The organism is Rhodococcus sp. NPDC057529, from assembly GCF_042802055.1.
Classification (GTDB): Bacteria; Actinomycetota; Actinomycetes; order Mycobacteriales; family Mycobacteriaceae; genus Rhodococcus_F.
Window position 1 is genome coordinate 70,263 of record NZ_JBHVEY010000005.1, and the last position, 19,861, is coordinate 90,123.

15 protein-coding genes are annotated in these 19,861 nt (G+C 70.3%); 14 read left to right on the plus strand and 1 reads right to left on the minus strand.

Annotated elements, in window-relative coordinates:
• Positions 1-57: 57 nt before the first annotated feature.
• Positions 58-981, minus strand: coding sequence for a neutral zinc metallopeptidase (locus ACFU5V_RS11300; RefSeq protein WP_378430678.1), 924 nt, complete (start codon positions 979-981; stop codon positions 58-60).
• A gap of 143 nt (positions 982-1,124) precedes the next feature.
• Between ACFU5V_RS11300 and aspS the strand changes: the two genes are divergently transcribed.
• From aspS to aroB, 14 genes are all read left to right on the plus strand, one after another.
• A complete protein-coding gene (gene aspS / locus ACFU5V_RS11305; RefSeq protein ID WP_378699186.1) occupies positions 1,125-2,933 on the plus strand; it encodes an aspartate--tRNA ligase in 1,809 nt (602 codons plus the stop codon).
• Positions 2,934-2,999: 66 nt separating this feature from the next.
• Entirely contained in the window at positions 3,000-3,971 is a 972-nt protein-coding gene (locus ACFU5V_RS11310; RefSeq protein WP_378699188.1) for a DUF389 domain-containing protein, read from the plus strand.
• A complete protein-coding gene (locus tag ACFU5V_RS11315; RefSeq protein WP_378699190.1) occupies positions 3,971-6,535 on the plus strand; it encodes a circularly permuted type 2 ATP-grasp protein in 2,565 nt (854 codons plus the stop codon). The genes ACFU5V_RS11310 and ACFU5V_RS11315 overlap by 1 nt, the downstream gene beginning before the upstream one ends.
• Positions 6,532-7,482 carry a transglutaminase N-terminal domain-containing protein gene (locus tag ACFU5V_RS11320; RefSeq protein WP_378699192.1) on the plus strand — a complete coding sequence of 317 codons (951 nt, stop codon included), beginning with the start codon at positions 6,532-6,534 and terminating at the stop codon, positions 7,480-7,482. Before ACFU5V_RS11315 ends, ACFU5V_RS11320 begins: the two co-directional genes overlap by 4 nt.
• A gap of 65 nt (positions 7,483-7,547) precedes the next feature.
• Positions 7,548-8,723, plus strand: coding sequence for a phosphotransferase family protein (locus ACFU5V_RS11325; RefSeq protein WP_378430683.1), 1,176 nt, complete (start codon positions 7,548-7,550; stop codon positions 8,721-8,723).
• A 55-nt stretch (positions 8,724-8,778) separates the two neighbouring features.
• Positions 8,779-10,212: a replication-associated recombination protein A gene (locus ACFU5V_RS11330; protein ID WP_378699194.1), complete on the plus strand. Its 1,434-nt coding sequence runs from the start codon at positions 8,779-8,781 to the stop codon at positions 10,210-10,212.
• Positions 10,213-10,290: 78 nt separating this feature from the next.
• Complete coding sequence (alaS, locus tag ACFU5V_RS11335; RefSeq protein WP_378699196.1) at positions 10,291-12,963, plus strand: alanine--tRNA ligase; 2,673 nt, start codon at positions 10,291-10,293, stop codon at positions 12,961-12,963.
• A gap of 2 nt (positions 12,964-12,965) precedes the next feature.
• Entirely contained in the window at positions 12,966-13,502 is a 537-nt protein-coding gene (ruvX, locus tag ACFU5V_RS11340) for a Holliday junction resolvase RuvX (protein ID WP_378699198.1), read from the plus strand.
• On the plus strand, positions 13,499-15,229 hold the full coding sequence (locus ACFU5V_RS11345; RefSeq protein ID WP_378699200.1) for an endolytic transglycosylase MltG: 1,731 nt from the start codon (positions 13,499-13,501) through the stop codon (positions 15,227-15,229). Before ruvX ends, ACFU5V_RS11345 begins: the two co-directional genes overlap by 4 nt.
• On the plus strand, positions 15,219-16,046 hold the full coding sequence (locus tag ACFU5V_RS11350; RefSeq protein ID WP_378699202.1) for a shikimate dehydrogenase: 828 nt from the start codon (positions 15,219-15,221) through the stop codon (positions 16,044-16,046). The genes ACFU5V_RS11345 and ACFU5V_RS11350 overlap by 11 nt, the downstream gene beginning before the upstream one ends.
• Positions 16,047-16,137: 91 nt before the next feature.
• Positions 16,138-16,740 carry a prepilin peptidase gene (locus tag ACFU5V_RS11355; protein ID WP_378699204.1) on the plus strand — a complete coding sequence of 201 codons (603 nt, stop codon included), beginning with the start codon at positions 16,138-16,140 and terminating at the stop codon, positions 16,738-16,740.
• A gap of 75 nt (positions 16,741-16,815) precedes the next feature.
• A complete protein-coding gene (aroC, locus tag ACFU5V_RS11360; RefSeq protein ID WP_072942156.1) occupies positions 16,816-18,003 on the plus strand; it encodes a chorismate synthase in 1,188 nt (395 codons plus the stop codon).
• 38 nt (positions 18,004-18,041) lie between these two features.
• On the plus strand, positions 18,042-18,548 hold the full coding sequence (locus ACFU5V_RS11365) for a shikimate kinase (protein WP_072942154.1): 507 nt from the start codon (positions 18,042-18,044) through the stop codon (positions 18,546-18,548).
• A gap of 65 nt (positions 18,549-18,613) precedes the next feature.
• The gene (aroB, locus tag ACFU5V_RS11370; RefSeq protein ID WP_378430690.1) at positions 18,614-19,726 is read left to right on the plus strand and encodes a 3-dehydroquinate synthase; all 1,113 of its coding nucleotides are present in this window, start codon (positions 18,614-18,616) and stop codon (positions 19,724-19,726) included.
• Positions 19,727-19,861 lie beyond the last annotated feature (135 nt).

Genomic DNA, 19,861 nt, shown 5'->3' on the forward strand with positions numbered 1-19,861 from the left:
ACTCTCGCACCGACAGTAAATTCTGTCAAGACAAAAAGGTTTGTCGGCGTGGGATGGTCAGCGGAGTGCGGGCGGGGTGTTCAGATCGCGTGCCGAGTAGGTGTCGCAGGCCTGCACCTGGCCGGTCCGGTATCCGGTCGCGAACCACTTCTGGCGCTGCTGCGAGGAGCCGTGCGTCCAGCCCTCCGGATTGACCCGGGCGCCCGCCGACTGCTGGATGCGGTCGTCGCCGACCGACGAGGCGGCGGACAGGGCGTCGTCGATGTCGGCGTCGGTGAGGGTGTTCAGGAACGGAGGCCCGCCGTCGGGGCCGGGGAGGGTGTCGGCGTAGTGCGCCCACACGCCCGCGTAGCAGTCGGCCTGCAATTCGGTCCGCACCGCGGCCGAGTCGGCGCCCCGCGGGTCGGCCTGAGCCCGTCCGATGTCGCCGAGCTGATTCTGAATGTGGTGACCGAACTCGTGCGCCACGACGTACTCCTGCGCCAGCGGACCCCCACTGGACCCGAAGCGGTCGACGAGGAGCTGGAAGAAGCTGGTGTCGAAGTACGCCGTCGAATCGGCCGGGCAGTAGAACGGCCCGACCTCGCTGGTGGCGTTGCCGCACCCGGTGTTGACGGAACCGGAGAACAGCACGACCTCCGGTGGCACGTACGCGGTGCCGGTCTGTTGCGCGAGTTCCTGTCCCCACACGGAGTCGAGGCTGCCCGCGGTGAACACCACCCGGCAGTTCACGTCGCGGTTGGCGTCCGCGCCGGTCTCACACCCTTCGAGGCCGGCGCCCGAACTCTGGCCGGACTCGGTGGTGCCGCTGAGACCACCGAGCAGCGAACCGGGATCGCCGCCGAGGAGCAGCGCCAGAACCAGCACGATCAGACCGCCGGCGCCGCCGCCCATCGCGAACTTCCCGCCGAGGCCACCGCCGCCCCCACCTCCGGTCGACACCCGGCCCGAGTCCATTCGGGCGCCCTCGTTGAAGGTCATGTGTCTTCGCTTTCTCTTCAGTTTTCCGGTGCGTGCCGATCGAGCCTCCCACGAGAAGCGGGTATGCGTTTCCGCTCACGCGCGGTGTCTCCGTAGGATCTCAGCCAACGAAGTAGCTTGCCCCATGTTTCGAAAGGAATCCCGTGCTGCGCACACATCTCGCCGGTTCATTGCGAGCCGAGCAGGCCCAGCAGACCGTAACCCTCACCGGTTGGGTTGCCAGGCGTCGTGATCACGGCGGGGTGATCTTCATCGATCTACGTGACGCGTCGGGCGTGTCCCAGGTGGTGTTCCGTGAGGGCGCCGCCGCCGAGCAGGCCCACCGTCTGCGCGCCGAGTACTGCGTCAAGGTCACCGGTGTGGTCGAGGTCCGTCCCGAGGGCAACCAGAACTTCGAGATCCCCACCGGGGCGATCGAGGTCAACGTCACCGACCTCGAGGTCCTCAACGAGAGCGCACCGCTGCCGTTCCAGCTGGACGACCAGGCCGGGGAGGAAGCGCGCCTGAAGTACCGCTATCTGGACCTGCGCCGTGAGGGCCCCGGCCACGCCATCCGGTTGCGGTCCAAGGTTAACGCCGCGGCCCGCGCGGTGCTCGCGCACCACGAGTTCGTCGAGGTCGAGACGCCCACGTTGACGCGGTCGACGCCGGAAGGCGCCCGCGACTTCCTGGTTCCCGCGCGTCTGCAGCCGGGCAGCTTCTACGCGTTGCCGCAGAGCCCGCAGCTGTTCAAGCAGCTGCTCATGGTCGGCGGTATCGAACGCTATTACCAGATCGCGCGCTGCTACCGCGACGAGGACTTCCGCGCGGACCGGCAGCCCGAGTTCACGCAGCTCGACATAGAGATGAGCTTCGTCAACCAGGACGACGTCATCCTCCTCGCCGAGGAGGTGCTGACCTCGCTGTGGAAGCTGGTCGGGCACGAGATCAAGACGCCGATCGCGCGGATGACGTACGCCGAGGCGATGCGCCGCTACGGTTCCGACAAGCCGGACCTGCGCTTCGGTGTCGAACTGGTCGAGTGCGCCGAGTTCTTCACCGACACCACGTTCCGCGTCTTCCAGCAGGAATACGTCGGTGCGGTGGTCATGCCCGGTGGTGCGAGCCAGCCGCGGAAGCAGCTCGACGCCTGGCAGGAGTGGGCGAAGCAGCGCGGGGCGAAGGGCCTGGCGTACGTGCTGGTCGGCGAGGACGGCACCCTCGGCGGACCGGTGGCCAAGAATCTCACCGACGCCGAACGTGAGGGCCTCGCCGCGCACGTCGGCGCGAAGCCGGGCGACTGCATCTTCTTCGCCGCCGGCGCCACCAAGTCCTCCCGCGCCCTGCTCGGTGCCGCGCGCGGCGAGATCGCCCGGAAGCAGAACCTCATCGACCCGGACGCGTGGGCGTTCGTGTGGGTCGTCGACGCACCGCTGTTCGAGCCGACGGCGGATGCCACCGCGAGCGGCGACGTCGCACTCGGTTACAGCGCCTGGACGGCGGTGCACCACGCGTTCACCTCGCCGAAGCCGGAGTCGATCGACACGTTCGACACCGACCCGGGGTCCGCGCTCGCGTACGCCTACGACATCGTCTGCAACGGCAACGAGATCGGCGGCGGCAGTATTCGTATCCACCGCAAGGACATTCAGGAGCGAGTGTTCAAGGTGATGGGGATCTCCCACGAGGAGGCCGAGGAGAAGTTCGGGTTCCTGCTCGACGCGTTCGCGTTCGGGGCGCCGCCGCACGGCGGCATCGCGTTCGGCTGGGACCGCATCACCGCCCTGCTCGCCGGTGTCGATTCCATTCGTGAGGTCATCGCGTTCCCGAAGTCGGGTGGCGGTGTCGATCCGCTGACGAGCGCTCCGGCTCCGATCACCGCGCAGCAGCGCAAGGAGTCCGGGGTGGACGCGAAGCCGGAGCCGAAGGGCGACGCCGCCGCGGCGAAGCCCGACGCTCACGCCGCGAAGTAGGCGGGTGCGCCGGCGGACGCCGGCGCACCCGAACGATCGGACGACGCGGAACAGCCGGGGGACACGATGTTGCACCTGCGAGTGATCTGTCCGGCCGAGCGCACCGAGGACGTCCTCGGTGTGCTCGCCGCGGAACCCGGCGCCACCCACGTGGTGGTGCTGCGACAGGCCGCGATCGACCCCGCCGGCGACGCGATCCAGACCGACGTCGCCCGGGAGGCCGCGAACGACGTGATCGGCGCGCTCGAGGCCCTGGGAATCGATCGCACCGGCGCGATCACCGTGGAGCCCGTCGAGACGGTGCTGTCGAAGTCCGCGCACGAGGCGGAGAAGGCGGCGCCGGGCGATCCCGCGGACAGCGTCGTGTGGGAGGAACTGGTCAGCCGGACGCGTGAGGAATCGACGCTCAACGTGACGTTCCTCGCGTTCCTCACCATCGCCTGCCTGCTGGCCGCGGTGGGGGTGGTGACCGACTCGCCGATCACCGTCGTCGGGGCCATGGTGGTGGGGCCGGAGTTCGGCCCCCTCGCCGCGCTCGCCGTCGCATTGATGCGGCGTAAGCTCGGGCTGGCCCGGCGGTCGCTGATCGCCCTGCTGTTCGGTTTCCCGTTCGCGATGGCGGCGACGCTGGTCGCGACGCTGTTGATGGAGCGGGCCGGGTGGATGGAGTTCGAGAGCATAGAGTCCCTCGACCAGGTCGACTTCATCTACCGCGTCGGCCCGCTGTCGCTGATCGTCGCGCTGCTCGCCGGCGCGGCGGGCATGCTCGCGCTCGTGTCCTCGAAGTCGGCGGCGCTCGTCGGCGTCTTCATCTCCGTCACCACCGTTCCGGCGGCCGGATTCGCCGTCGTCGCGGTCACCGTCGGCGAATGGCGCGTCGCGGCACTGGCGGCGCTGCAACTCGGGGTCAACATGGTGGGCATCGTGGTCGCCGGCGTCCTGGTCCTGGCGCTGCGACTTCGCAGCGGCGGCGATCCCCGCAGGCTGCTCGCGCAGGCGCGGAAAGACCGCACCCCGCCGCAGCGGCGGAGGGCCTGATGAGCGTCTCGCCGCACGACGGCGCGGGCTACGACGAACTGTTCGACGACGCCGGCGGCCTCCGCGAACCGTGGGCGGAACTGGCCCGGGACTTCACGGACGGCGGCCCCGAGTCCGTCCGCCGCCTGCAGGCCCGCATCCGGCTCCTCGTCGACAACCACGGGATCACCTACAACCCCCTCGACGGTTCGGACGCGCCGACCGCATCGCCGCGGTGGGAGATCGACGCCGTCCCGCTGATCGTCGCGGCCGACGAGTGGGAGCAGCTGGCGGCGGGCTTCGTGCAGCGCTCCCGGCTTCTCGACGCGGTGCTCGCGGACCTGTACGGACCGATGACGCTCGTCCGGAGCGGCGCCGTCCCGGCCCGCACGGTGTTCGGGCACCCCGGCTACGTCCGTGCGGCGCACGGCATCACGGTGCCGGGCCGCCACCAGCTGTTCCTGCACGGACTCGACGTCGGACGCGGGGCGGACGGCACGTTCCACGCGCTGCGCGACCACACGCAGTCCCCGGCGGGCGCCGGGTACGCGATGGCGGACCGACGCGTCATCGCACGGGCGATGCCCGGCATCTACGAGGCGGTCGGACCGCGCCCGCTGTCCTCGTTCGCCCAGTCGATGCGGCTCGCGGCGATCGACGCCGCCCCCGCGGGCACGGAGGACCCGCTCGTCGTCGTCCTCAGCCCCCGTACCCGGTCCGAAGCCGCATTCGATCAGGCGTACCTGGCGACGGTCCTCGGGTTCCCGCTCGTGGAGAGCGCCGACCTGGTGGTCCGCGACGGTCACGTGTGGATGCGGTCCCTCGGCAGTCTGGAACGCGTCGACGTCATCGTCCGGCGCGTGGACGCCGACCTCGCCGACCCCCTCGACCTTCGCCCCGGCTCCCGGTCCGGGGTGGTCGGTCTCGTCGAGGTGCTGCGGCGGGGCGCGGTGACCGTCGTCAACACCCTCGGCAGCGGAATCCTCGAGAACCCCGCACTCACCCGCTTGCTTCCGGACCTGTGCCGCAGGCTGCTCGACGAGGATCTGCTGTTGCCGTCGGTTCCCAGTTTCTGGGGCGGCGACCGGTCCGAGCTGTCGCACATCCTCGCAAACGCCTCGTCGATGGTGCTGCGCGCGGTGCACGGGGGTGCGCCGATCGTGCCCGCCGACCTCGGTGACGCCGACCGGGACACCCTGCTGGACCGGGTGCGAGCCGAACCCGAGCGGTGGGTCGGGCAGATCGTCCCGGACCCGTCGTACGCGCCCGCCGCCGAGGGGGCCGGGGACGTCGCGCTCGCACCGGTCGGGATGCGGCTGTTCAGCGTGGCGCAGCAGGTGGGATTCACGCCGTTGGCCGGCGGTCTCGGCACCTCCCTCGTTCCCGGGGCCGAGCGCGGGGACCGCCGCCACGCCGGCGCGAAGGACGTCTGGATCCGGATGGCACAACGCGCCGCGTCCACCGACCCGGGCGACGGCACCGAGCGGGACGGCGAGACCCTGCCCACGTACGCCGGAACGACGTCCGACCTGATGACGTCGCCGCGTGCACTGACCGAACTGTTCTGGATGGGCAGGTTCGCCGAACGCGCCGAGGGCGCGGCCCGGCTGATGATCGCCGTGGGGGAGAAGTACCGCGACTACCGCCTGCGACCGTGGCTGGCGGGCGGTGGGAGCCTCCCGATCCTGCTGAACACGGTCCTGCGGGTCGCCGACGCCGGGAATCACCCCGTTTCCGACTCGGACTCCGACCCGGTCAGCGACCAGCGGCGGGTGCGCTCGGAGTTCCGCTCCCTGACGGCGGACCCCGACCGGGACGGGTCGCTCGCCCATGCGGTGCGCGGCGTCGAGCAGGCCGCGCGGGCCGTGCGCGGGCAACTGTCGAACGACATCTGGGCCGTCCTCAGCTCTGTCGAACGCACGCTCGGACAGGTCGCCGCCGACACCGTCGACGACGGGTCCGCACTGTTCGAGGCGCAGTCCGCCGTGCTCGGCGGCATGCTCGCCCTCTCCGGGGTCGCCGCGGAGTCGCTGGTCCGCGACACCGGCTGGCACGTCATGGACATCGGCAAACGGATCGAGCGGGCAGCCACCCTGATCGCACTGGTGGACTCCACCCTCGGGCGGAAGACGGATCCCGCGACCGAGCGGGCGGTGATCGAATCGCTCCTCGTCGCCACGGAGAGTTCCGTGGTCTACCGCCGACGCAACCGCAGCATCCGCCCGGCGGCCGTGGCCGAGTTGCTGCTGTTCGACGTGAAGAACCCGCGGTCGCTGGCGTTCCAACTGGAGGCGCTGCGCACGAATCTGGCCGCACTGCCGGACGCCTCGGGTGCGTCCCGTGCGGAGCGGCTCGCCGAGGACATGGTCAACACCGTGCGGCGCGTCGATCCCGTCCGGCTCGAATCGGTCGACGCGGGCGGGTCCCGGAAGGAGCTGGGTGAGCTGACGACCACGATGCGCGCACTGCTGAGCGAACTGTCCGACGTGATGCTGAAGGGTCAGCTGTCGCTGCCCGGCGGCACCCAGCCGCTGTGGGGCAGCGGCACCCCCTCGAGCACCTTCCCGGGCGGAGTTCCCGCGTGACGGACACGACGCCGCCCACCGGCCCGGCAGCGGAACGTCCGGTTCTGCGCCGATACACGATCACCCACCGCACGACGTACACGTACTCGGGGCCGGTGACCTCGTCGTACGGCCGGGGTTACCTGCTGCCGCGCGACACCGAGGAGCAGCGGTGCGTCGCCTCCGTCGTCGACATCACACCGCCGCCCGCGGACCGCTCCACCGGCTCGGACGTGTACGGCAACCGGGACCTGTACTTCCAGGTGAGCACGCCGCACGAGGAACTGGTGGTGGCGGCCGAATCCGAGATCGAGGTCTACGGACCGGACAGGGCGAGACTCGCGGTCGCACCGGCGAACGCGCCGTGGGAGCTGTCCCGGCCCGTGGGCACCGAGGGCGCGATGGCGCAGGAGTTCGTGCTCGACCTCGAACCTCCCGAGATCGGCGACGCGGTCCGCGAGTACGCGGCACCCAGTTTCCCGCCGGAACGGCCCCTCGTCGACGCGGTGGTCGATCTCACGACCCGCATCCACCGCGACTTCGAGTACAAGTCGGGGTCGACGTCGATCTCGACGCGGGTCGCGGAGGTGCTGGAGAAGCGCTCGGGCGTCTGCCAGGACTTCGCCCGGCTCGCCATCGCCTGCCTGCGCTCACGCGGACTCGCGGCCCGGTACGTGTCCGGGTACCTGGCGACGCAGCCGCCGCCCGGCAAGGAACGGATGATCGGCGTCGACGCGACGCACGCCTGGGCCGCGGTGTGGATGCCGGGGGACCGGTGGCTGGCCTTCGACCCCACCAACGACCAGCTCGTCGACGAGCGGTACACGGTGGTCGCGTGGGGCCGCGACTACGCCGACGTGCCGCCGCTGCGCGGTGTCATATACACAGAGGCACGAAACAGCACCATTGCGGTGTCGGTTGACGTGGCGCCGATGGAAGTACTCGCACCGGATCAGCCGAAATGCTGAAATTCATCGGGGCTTCCGGAGGAGGACTCGATGATCCGTGTCACTAGCAGGTAAGTTGGTCCGCGATGACTGCAATACTGGCAGACCCCGTTTCAGAGGTAGTTGCCGCAGCCGAGAAGCTGCTCACCCGTCGCACAGGGGCACCCGTGACACTGGTGGATCCCGTGGATCTCGGCGGTAGTGGCCGCACCATCGTGCTCCGTGTGCGGGTGGCGGAGAATCCGTTCTCCCTTCCCCGGACGTTGGTGATCAAGCAGGTCCGCGAGGAGTCCGGGGTGTCCGGCGCGCGGGCCGTCGATCCCGACGACCTGTCCGGCGACAGCCGCAGCGCCTTCCTCCGCGAGGCCGTCTCGTACCAGTTCGCCACGGCGCTGGCGACGGACAGCCGCCCCGGAGCCGAACTGCTCGCCTCCGACCTCGACGCCCGGCTCCTCGTGCTCAGCGACCTCGGGGACGCCACCCCGATCAGCGCGCTGCTCGAGCACTCCGACTCCGACACCGTCACCAACACCCTGATGGCCATGGCCCAGGCACTCGGCCGCATGCACGCGGCCACCGTGGGCCGCGAGGAAGACTTCACCGCACTGCTGCGCCGCGCCGAGGTGGCGCACTGCGACGACACCGTGGCCGAGCAGGTCGAGCGTGCGGTGCCCGCCGTGCCCGGCCTGCTGTCCGACATCCTCCGCGTCGACGTGTCCCCGGAGCTGACCGAGCAGGTGGCCCGGGCCGCGAAGCTGTTCGAGAGCGGCCGGTTCCGGGCGTTCAGCCCGTCCGACCTGTGCCCGGACAACATCATCGTCAACGACGAGGGCGTCCGATTCCTCGACTACGAGTGGGGCGGGTTCCGCGACGCGATGCTCGACATCGCGTACGCGCTGGTCTCGTTCCCGGGCTGCCTGTGCAGCATCGAACTGTCCGAGGACCGCACCCAGGCGATGATCGAGGCCTGGCGGGCGGAGGTCGTGGGGATGTGGCCCGCGCTCGCCGACGACAACGTGCTCGCCGCCCGCATGGTCGAGGCGCAACTGATCTGGGTGTGGCTCAGCACCTACCTGTTCCTGCCGGACAATCACACCCGGATCGCCGCGGTCCGCGAGCATCACCTGTCGGTGCCGCGGTCCGAGGCGCTGACCCAGCGCTGGGACAAACTGGCCCGTTCCGCGGATCACGCGGGGAACACGGTGGTCGCCCACGACGCCCGCGTCATCGCCGACAAGATCCGGGGACTGTCCGTCGGCTGACGCGAGGTCCGGCCGGACTGGGTCGGACGGTGCGGGTTCCAGTAGCGTCGAACTTGTGAGCGATCTTTTCGGTTCGGATGTCGGCGAGGACGAGTCGGCGGGCCTGTTCGAGACGGCGCGACCGGACGAGGCCGCGGCTCCGCGCTCGGTTCCCGGTCCGGTGCCGGTCGACCACCGCGCACCGCTGGCCGTGCGCATGCGTCCCCGCACGCTCGGCGAGGTGGTCGGCCAGCAGCATCTCCTCGGCCCCGGTGCGCCGCTCCGGCGCCTCGTGGAGGGGTCGGGGGCGGCGTCCGTGCTGCTGTACGGTCCGCCCGGCACCGGCAAGACCACGCTGGCGTCGCTGATCTCGGGCGCCACGGGGCGCCGCTTCGAGGCGCTGTCCGCGCTGTCCGCGGGGGTGAAGGAAGTGCGCGGCGTCATCGAACTCGCCCGCCGACGACTCCTCGCGGGCGAGCAGACGGTGCTGTTCATCGACGAGGTCCACCGCTTCTCCAAGACCCAGCAGGACGCACTGCTGGCGGCGGTGGAGAACCGGATCGTGCTGCTCGTGGCCGCCACCACCGAGAATCCGTCGTTCTCGGTGGTGTCCCCGCTGCTGTCGCGCTCACTGGTCCTGCAACTGCAGTCGCTGACGGCGGACGACATCGAGAACCTCCTCGAGCGGGCGCGCACCGACGAGCGGGGTCTCGGCGGGGACATCGAGATCGCAGGCGACGCGATGGACCACCTGGTGCGCCTCGCGGCCGGTGACGCCCGGCGCGCGCTCACCGCGCTCGAGGCGGCGGCGGGTGCGGCGCTCGACCGGGCCGGTGACGCGGACCGTCCCGTGCTGCTGGACCTCGCGACGGTGGAGGCCAGCGTCGACAAGGCGGCGGTCCGCTACGACCGTGACGGCGACCAGCACTACGACGTGATCAGCGCGTTCATCAAGTCGATCCGCGGCTCGGACGTCGACGCCGCCCTCCATTACCTGGCGCGGATGCTGACCGCGGGCGAGGATCCCCGCTTCATCGCGCGGCGGCTCGTCGTCCACGCCAGCGAGGACATCGGGATGGCCGATCCCACCGCGTTGCAGACCGCCACCGCCGCCGCACAGGCGGTGCAGCTGATCGGGATGCCGGAGGCGCGCCTCGCCCTCGCACAGGCCACCATCCACCTCGCGACCGCGCCGAAGTCGGGGGCCGTCATCGCCGCGCTCGGCGCCGCCATGGCGGACGTCGCGGCGGGAAACGCGGGGCTCGTCCCACCGCACCTGCGCGACGGCCACTACGCGGGGGCGGCGAAGCTCGGCAACGCCGTCGGCTACCGATATCCCCACGACCACCCGGACGGGGTACTGGCGCAGCAGTATCCGCCCGACGAGCTCGTCGGCGTCGACTACTACCAGCCCACCAGCCACGGCGGCGAGCGCGACATCGCGGGACGTGTGGACAAACTGCGCGCCATCGTCCGCGGCACGAACCGTCAGGGTGGCCGGTTAAGCTGAATGTTGCCGAACCGCCGGGTGTGCCCAGCCACCCGGCGACCGTAGTTGCCCTCGAGACAGACAATAAGGATCACTGACGTGCAGACCCACGAGATTCGCCGGCGCTTCCTCGACCATTTCGTCAAGGCGGCCCACACCGAGGTACCTAGCGCCTCGCTGATTCTCGACGATCCGAACCTGCTGTTCGTCAACGCCGGAATGGTGCAGTTCGTGCCGTTCTTCCTCGGCCAGCAGACTCCGCCGTACCCGCGGGCGACCAGTGTCCAGAAGTGCGTGCGCACCCTCGACATCGAGAACGTGGGCATCACCACACGGCACAACACGTTCTTCCAGATGGCCGGCAACTTCTCGTTCGGCGACTACTTCAAGCGCGACGCGATCAAGCACGCGTGGGCGCTGCTGACCTCCGGCGTCGACGACGGCGGTTACGGGTTCGACCCGGAGCGGATCTGGGTGACGGTGTACCTCGACGACGACGAGGCCCGCGACATCTGGCGCGACGAGGTCGGCGTTCCCGAGACGCGGATCCAGCGCCGCGGCATGGCCGACAACTACTGGTCGATGGGCATCCCCGGCCCCTGCGGCCCGTGCTCGGAGATCTACTACGACCGCGGCCCCGAGTACGGCAAGGAAGGCGGCCCGGAGGCCGACGAGGACCGCTACATCGAGATCTGGAATCTCGTGTTCATGCAGAACGAACGCGGTCTCGGCATCAGCAAGGACAACTTCGAGATCCTCGGGCCGCTGCCGAAGCAGAACATCGACACCGGCATGGGCGTCGAGCGCGTCGCGTTCCTGCTCCAGGGCGTCGACAACGTGTACGAGACGGATCTCGTGCGCCCGGTCATCGCGAAGGCCGAGGAACTGTCGGGCCGCAAGTACGGCGTCGTCCACGACGACGACGTGCGGTTCCGGGTGATCGCCGACCACGCGCGCACTGCCGCGATGCTCATCGCCGACGGCGTGAACCCCGGCAACGACGGCCGCGGCTACGTCCTGCGCCGCCTGCTGCGGCGCATCGTCCGCTCCGCGAAACTGCTCGGCGCCGACAAGCCCAGCATGCGGGAGTTCATCACCGTCGTCCGCGACACGATGGCGCCGTCGTACCCCGTCCTCGACACCGACTTCGGCCGCATCGAGACGGTCGCCGTGGGCGAGGAGACCGCGTTCCTCAAGACCCTCACGTCCGGTTCCAAGCTGTTCGAAGGCGCCGCCGAATCGGTGAAGGCGTCCGGCGAGTCGACCATCGGCGGCGACCAGGCGTTCGCGCTGCACGACACGTACGGCTTCCCGATCGACCTGACTCTGGAGATGGCGGCCGAGGCCGGTCTGACCGTCGACGAGGAGGGCTTCCGCACGCTGATGGCCGAACAGCGGCAGCGCGCGAAGGACGACGCCCAGGCGCGCAAGCACGCGCACGCCGACCTGACCGTCTACAAGGAACTCCTCGATCGCGGACCCACCGAGTTCACCGGATTCCACGAATTGGTTTCCGAGGCACACGTTCTCGCGCTGATCTCGCAGGGGCAGCGCGTCCCCGTCGCGGCGGCGGGCCAGGACGTCGAGGTCATCCTCGACCGCAGCCCCCTGTACGCGGAGGCGGGCGGCCAGATCGCCGACCTCGGCACCCTCACCGGCCCGGGGCTGCGGGTGAAGGTCAACGACGTCCAGAAGATCGCCAAGAAGCTGTGGGTCCACAAGGTGACCGTGCAGGAGGGGCAGATCACCGAGGGCGACGTCGTGCTCGCGCAGGTCGACGCCGCGTGGCGCAAGGGCGCCACCCAGGGGCACTCCGGCACGCACATGGTGCACGCCGCACTGCGACAGGTGCTCGGCCCCAACGCCGTTCAGGCCGGCTCGCTGAACAAGCCGGGCTACCTGCGGTTCGACTTCTCCTGGCAGGGCGCGCTGACGGAGGCGCAGAAGCAGGACATCGAGGTCGTCGCGAACGAGGCGGTGGCCGCCGACTACTCCGTGAACACGTTCGTCACCGACCTCGACAAGGCGAAGTCGATGGGCGCGATGGCGCTGTTCGGCGAGAACTACGGCGACGAGGTGCGGGTCGTCGAGATCGGCGGACCGTTCTCGATGGAGCTGTGTGGTGGAACTCACGTGGGCAGCTCGTCGCAGATCGGCAACGTCACGCTGCTCGGTGAGCAGTCCGTCGGTTCCGGCGTGCGCCGCGTCGAGGCCTACGTCGGGCTCGACTCGTACCGCTACCTGGCCAAGGAACGGGCCCTGCTCGCCGGGTTGTCGTCGTCGTTGAAGGTGCCCTCGGAGGAGGTGCCCGCCCGCGTCGAGGCAATGGTGGAGCGACTTCGGGTGGCGGAGAAGGAACTCGAACAGACCCGCGCGCAGGCGGTGCTCGCCTCGGCGGGCACGTTCGTCGACAAGGCGCAGCGCGTCGGGCCGGTGCTGCTGGTCGCGGACTCCGCCCCGGCCGGTGTCGGCGGCAACGACCTGCGCGGGCTCGTCACGGACATCCGCGGCCGGTTCGGCACCCAGCCCGCCGTCGTCGTGCTGCTCGGCGACGTCGACGGCAAGGTGCCGTTCGTGGTGGCCGTGAGTAAGGCCGCGCAGGAACTCGGCCTCTCGGCCGGCGACCTCGTGAAGGAATTCGGTCCGAAGATCGGCGGCCGCGGCGGCGGGAAGGCCGACATGGCACAGGGTTCCGGTTCGGACACCAGCGGAATCGCGGCCGCCCTCGACGCGGTCCGGGCACAAGTCGCAGACAAGGTGGGGAGCCAGTAGCGGTGGGTCACGCGGAACAGGGTCCGGATCGACCGGGAGTCGACGACCCTGGGCGTGGTCGGCGTATCGGCATCGATGTGGGCAGTGTCCGCATCGGTGTCGCGTCGAGCGACCCCGACGGGATCCTCGCCACCCCGGTGGAGACGGTGCCCCGGTCCAAGGAACGCGGGCCCGACGCGCCGGACATCCGGCGCATTGCCGACATTGTCGAGGAATACGAGGCGGTGGAGGTTATCGTCGGTCTGCCGCAGACCTTGCGGGGTGAACGGGGAAAAGCCGCCTCGATCGCTACTGTGTTCGCGAAGCGATTGCGAAGGAAGGTCGACCCGATACCGGTGCGGATGGCGGACGAACGTCTGACGACCGTCACCGCCGCGCGGGCGCTTCGCGAGAGCGGTGTCAGTGCGAGGGGCCAGCGTCCTGTGATCGACCAGGCTGCGGCGGTGGCGATCTTGCAGGGATGGTTGGACGAGCGGAGCAGGTCGGTGAATGCAGGGGATTCGGGTGGGGACGCGCAGCGACCGGAGGCGGGCCAGTGAGCAATCACCGCCGCCCCGCAAGTGAGCGACCCGACTTCCAGTACATCCCCCGCGAACCCCGGCGGCACCGCTATCTCGACGAGGACGACGACGAGGTCGACTACACGCCGCCCCCCGACGACGACCTCGTCACCACCGGCCGGCACGCCGTCGTGTACGACGAGCCGCATTTCGACCAGCCGCACTACGAGGAACAGCGCCCCGACGGACAGCACGTCGAGGAACCGCAGCGCCACGAACCGCACCGCGAGTACGCGGAGCCGCGATACGAGCAGCCCTACGACGCCGAGTCCGTGTACGAGGACGGATACGGTCCGCGCTCCTACGGCGACGCCCGCGCGTACCGGGAGCCGCCGGCCGGCGACCGCCCACATGTGGACGACTACGTCGACGAGCCGGCCGAGGCATACCCCGACGACGGCTACGACCGTCCGCAACCGGACGTCGCGTTCGCGGAGGCCGAGACGCAGATAATCTCGGCGATTCCCGAGGAGATCCCACCCTCGGCGATTCCCGAGGCGATCCCACCGACCCGCGCCGCTGCTCGCACGCAGGCCCGCAGGCGCAAACAGGCCAGGGGACGCGCGCGCCGGGGCAAGGTGTTCGGCGTCCTCGCTGCCGCGACGGTCCTCATCGTGCTGGTCGGTGTCGTGTTCGTCGGCGGCAAGCTGTTCTTCGGCGGGTCCGACGCGCCCGCGGACTACGCAGGCCCCGGTGGTCCCGAAGTGGTCGTGCAGGTCCATCCGGGCGACACCGCGGAGGAGATCGCCACCACCCTGGCGGACCGCGACGTCGTCGCCAGCGGATCGGCGTTCTTCAACGCCGCAGTCCAGAGCAACGCGATGAACTCGGTGCAACCCGGTTTCTACAGCCTCTCCACCCAGATTCCGGCCGCTGACGCCGTGCAGGAACTGGTCGACCCCGCTTCCCGCGTCGGGCAGATGATCATCTCCGAGGGCAGGCAACTCCACGACACGACCGACGTGCAGACCGGCGCCAAGAAGAAGGGGATCTACACGCTGATCTCCGAGGCGAGCTGCCTGGGTGACGCCGGCCGGGAGAAGTGCATCAGCTACGACGACCTCAACGCCGCCGGTGCGGGCGACCTGTCCGCGCTCGGCGTGCCCGACTGGGCGAAGGACTCGGTCGCGGGTGTCCCGGACCGGGATCGCCAGCTCGAGGGGCTGATCGCCGCGGGCAGTTGGGATTTCGATCCCACCGCCGGTCCGGTCGCGATTCTGCAGCGGCTGGTGTCGGAGAGTTCCGCGAGCTACGAGAAGACCGGGATCCTCACCGCGGGCAACCAGGTCGGTCTCACGCCGTACAAGATGCTGGTCGCGGCGTCGCTGGTGGAACGCGAGGCGATGCCCGACGACTTCTCGAAGGTCGCCCGCGTCATCCTCAACCGGCTCGCCGTCAACCAGGCGTTGCAGTTCGATTCCACGGTCAACTACGCGCTGGACACCACCGAACTGGCCACCACCGACGCCGACCGCGCGCAGGTGACACCCTGGAACACGTATGCCAGCCCCGGCCTGCCTGCGACGCCGATCTCGTCGCCGAGCATCGGGGCGCTCCAGGCGGTCGAACAACCGGCGCCCGGCGACTGGATCTACTTTGTGACGGTCGACGCGAAGGGCACGACACTCTTCACGAAGAGCTACGACGAACACCTGGCCAACATCGACCAGGCTCTGAACAACGGGATTCTCAACAGTGGACGATGAGTTGGCGACCGCACGCAAAGCTGCGGTGCTGGGCAGCCCTATTGCGCATTCGCGATCACCGCAACTGCACCTCGCGGCGTACCGGGCGCTCGGTCTCACCGGGTGGACGTACGACCGCATCGAGTGCGACGGGGAGCGACTCCCCGGGCTGGTGTCCGGGCTCGGCCCGGAATGGGTCGGCCTGTCCGTCACGATGCCGGGCAAGATCGCCGCGCTCGAATTCGCGTCCGAGCGCACCGACAGGGCTGTGGCGATCGGTTCCGCGAACACCCTCGTCCGCATCGAGGGCGGGTGGCGTGCCGACTGCACCGACGTGGACGGGGTCAGCGGCGCGCTCACCGCGGGCGGTGTCGGTGCCATCGCGGGCGCCGAGGCGGTCGTCGTGGGTGCGGGCGGCACGGCCAGGCCCGCGCTCGTCGCCCTTGCCGACCTGGGCGTGAAATCGGTGACCGTCGTGGCCCGCGACGCGGGTCGCGCGGCAGGTGCGCTGGGGTGCGCGGAATCGGTCGGGCTCGACGTCCGCTTGCTGGGCTTCGACAGCCCCGAACTCGGTGCCCGCTGCGCCGCGGCCGCCGCACTCGTCAGCACCGTCCCGTCCGCCGCGATCACCGACTACGCGGATGTTCTCGGCCGGGCGCCGTTCGTGCTCGACGCGATCTACGACCCGTGGCCGACCCCACTGGCGGCCGCGGTCGAGGCGGCCGGGGGAACGGTGGTCGGCGGTTTGGCGATGCTGCTGCACCAGGCGTTCGGGCAGGTCGAGCAGTTTACCGGTCGCCCGGCGCCGCGCGAGGCGATGGCGGCCGCTCTGGGTTAGTTGTCCACAGGCCCGGCCGCCATCCACAGGGCGATCGTTCCCGCAGGTCGCCGCGAGGGGGCCGGGTGCCCCGGCTCGCACACTGGTCGGCATGTGGTGGCTGATCGCGACGAGTGTGGTGGCCGGTGCGGGTGCGGGACGGTGTGCGCGCCTCACCGCGGGCCGGTTCGTGGGCCCGGTACAGGCAGGCTGGTGCGAGGTGGTGTGCGCGGTCGGCGTGGCCGCCACGGTCTGGGCCGACGCCGGCCGCAACCCGGTGTGGTTGTTGCCGGGTGCGCTGGTGTTCTGGTGGTGGTGTGCGAGTCTCGCCGCCACCGACCTGTGTGCGCGGAGGCTGCCGAACCTGCTGACGCTGCCCGGGTTCCTGGTGATCGTCGGCATCGGTGCCGCGACCGGCGCCGCGTCGGCCGCCGTGATGGGCGGTCTCCTGCTGGCGGCGGCCTATCTCGCCCTCTACCTGGGAGCGCCCGGTGCGATCGGCGCGGGCGACGTGAAACTCGCGCTCGGGGTCGGCGCGGCCGCCGGTATGGCCGGGGGAGAAGCCTGGGTGTTCGCGGCCGCGCTCGCGCCCGCACTGACCGCAGTGGCGGGCTGCATCGTCCTCGCCGCCCGGCGCTCGTCGCCGCCGCTCCCGCACGGACCTGCGATGTGTGCCGCGACACTGGTGGCGCTGGTCGCCGGGCACCTCACCTGACCGAGTCCGCACCCCGCGCGCGCCCCGGGAGGACCACCGTCACTGCCGGACGCGGCGACATGGAAGGATATTGGCGTGCTGCGCTGGATAACTGCCGGAGAATCCCATGGTCCCGCCCTCGTCGCGATGCTCGAGGGGATGGTCGCGGGCGTCGAAGTGACGTCCGAGGACATTTCGACCCAACTCGCCCGACGTCGCCTCGGCTACGGCCGCGGTGCGCGGATGAAGTTCGAGGCCGACAAGGTCACCATCGTCGGTGGTGTCCGACACGGCCGGACGCTCGGCGGCCCGATCGCCGTCGAGGTGGGCAACACCGAGTGGCCCAAGTGGGAAACCATCATGTCCGCGGACCCGGTGGACGCCGACCTGCTGGCCGATCAGGCGCGGAACGCGCCGCTCACCCGTCCGCGCCCCGGTCACGCCGACTATTCGGGCATGCTCAAGTACGGGTTCGACGACGCCCGCCCGGTTCTCGAACGCGCGAGTGCGCGCGAGACCGCGGCCCGGGTGGCGGCCGCGACGTTCGCCCGCGGTTTCCTGCGCCAGGTGTTCGGCGTGGAGGTGCTGTCGCACGTGATCTCGATCGGCGCGTCCGATCCGTACGTCGGCCCGGAACCCACCGCGTCGGACCTCGCGGCGATCGACGCCAGCCCCGTCCGGGCGTTCGACAAGGCCGCCGAGGAATCGATGATCGCCGAGATCGAGGCCGCCAAGCGGGACGGCGACACCCTCGGCGGTGTCGTCGAGGTCGTCATCCACGGTCTCCCCGTGGGTCTCGGATCGTTCATCAGCGGCGCGGACCGCCTCGACGCCCGTCTGGCGTCCGCCCTGATGGGCATCCAGGCCATCAAGGGCGTCGAGGTCGGCGACGGCTTCGAGACCGCGCGCCGCCGCGGCAGCCAGGCGCACGACGAGATGCGGCCCGGCCCGGACGGAATTCTGCGTTCGACCAACCGCGCAGGCGGCCTCGAAGGCGGCATGACCAACGGCGAGGCGCTCCGCGTGCGCGCGGCGATGAAGCCGATCTCCACGGTCCCGCGCGCCCTGGCCACCGTCGACATGTCGACCGGTGAGGAAGCCGTGGCCATCCACCAGCGGTCCGACGTGTGCGCGGTGCCCGCCGCCGGTGTCGTGGCCGAGGCGATGGTGGCGCTCGTCGTCGCCCAGGCGGCGCTCGAGAAGTTCGGTGGCGACTCGGTCGCCGAGACGGCCGCGAACTACGAGCGTTACGCGTCGGGTGTCGCAGCCCGGCTCGCGCGATGACCAGCCCGTCTGCCGTCACGCCGGGGCGGTGACCGGTGATGGCACCGAAAGCCGTGCTCGTCGGTCCGCCGGGAGCAGGTAAGTCCACGATCGGGCGTCGCCTCGCGCAGGCGCTGGACCTGTCGTTGTTCGACACCGACGTGGCCGTCGAGGAAGAGGCGGGACGCACGATCGCCGAGATCTTCGTCCAGGAGGGTGAACCCGCCTTCCGGGCCCTCGAGGAAGAGATCGTGCGGAAGGCCATCGAGAGTCACGAGGGGATCGTCTCGCTCGGTGGCGGGTCCATCCTCTCCGAGCGCACCCGCGAGTTGTTGAAGGGCCAGACGGTGATCTACCTCGAGATCAGCGTGGCCGAGGGGCTCAAGCGCACGGGAACCAACACGGCGCGTCCCCTCCTCGCCGGTGGCGACCCCCGCCAGAAGTACACCGAGTTGATGCGCAAGCGCCGACCGCTGTACCGGGAGGTGGCGTCCATCCGGATACGCACGGACGGGCGGAGTCCCGCCCGGGTGGTGCAGCAGCTGGTGGCGAAACTCGCCGAGTGATCGGCGACCCGGCGGAACTACAGACATCCGAGAATCTCGGACAAGACGGAGCGGAGCAGCAGACAGTGACCGAACCGGTACGCGTACAGGTGCAGACGGCGAACCCCTACCCGGTCATCATCGGGCGCGGATTGCTCGGCGAGCTGGTGGACGAACTCACCGGCACGAGGACGGTGGCGATCTTCCACCAGCCGCCGCTGGCGGAGACGGCGGAGGCGGTGCGCGCGGCGCTCGCCGAGAAGGGGATCGATGCGCACCGCATCGAGATTCCGGACGCGGAGGACGGCAAGGATCTGGCCGTCGCCGGGTTCTGCTGGGAGGTCCTCGGCCGGATCGGCCTGACCCGCAGTGACGCAGTCGTCAGTCTGGGCGGCGGCGCGGCCACCGACCTCGCCGGGTTCGTCGCGGCGACGTGGATGCGCGGGGTGCGCGTGATCCACGTGCCCACGACGCTCCTCGCGATGGTGGATGCGGCGGTCGGCGGCAAGACCGGCATCAATACCGAAGCCGGTAAGAACCTGGTGGGATCGTTCCACGAGCCGTCGGCGGTGCTCATCGACCTGGCGACGCTCGAGACGGTGCCCCGCAACGAGATCGTCGCGGGCATGGCGGAGGTCGTGAAGACCGGATTCATCGCCGACCCCGTCATCCTGGAGCTCATCGAGAAAGATCCCGAGGCCGCGCTGGATCCCACGGGAACCGTTCTGCCCGAACTGATCCGGCGGTCCGTGGAGGTCAAGGCCAAGGTCGTGGCCGCGGACCTGCGCGAGTCGGATCTGCGGGAGATCCTCAACTACGGGCACACGCTCGGGCACGCGATCGAGCGGCGTGAACGGTACCGCTGGCGTCACGGTGCGGCGGTCGCCGTCGGGCTCGTGTTCGCGGCCGAGCTGGGGCGGCTGGCGGGACGCCTGGACGATGCGACGGCGGACCGGCACCGCACCATCCTGGAACTGGTGGGTCTGCCCACCACGTACGACGCGGACGCGTTCGGCCAGCTGGTGGAGGGAATGCAGACGGACAAGAAGAACCGGGCCGGCGTGCTGCGGTTCGTGGTGCTCGACGGGCTCGCGAAGCCCGGACGGCTCGAGGGCCCGGACCCGTCCCTGCTCGTCGCCGCCTACTCCGCGGTCGCCCGCGAGGCGACACCGGGCACCGGCGGTGCCGTCCTCCTGTGACGTAACGGAGAAGGCAAGGACGCGGGGGGGGGGGGGGGGGGGGTTCTCCACACGCGGTGGGGGGGCGTGTGTTGTTCCGTCGGGTGGGGGGAGGGGAGGGGGGATAATCCCCCGGAACATGGCCGTCCGCGAGCC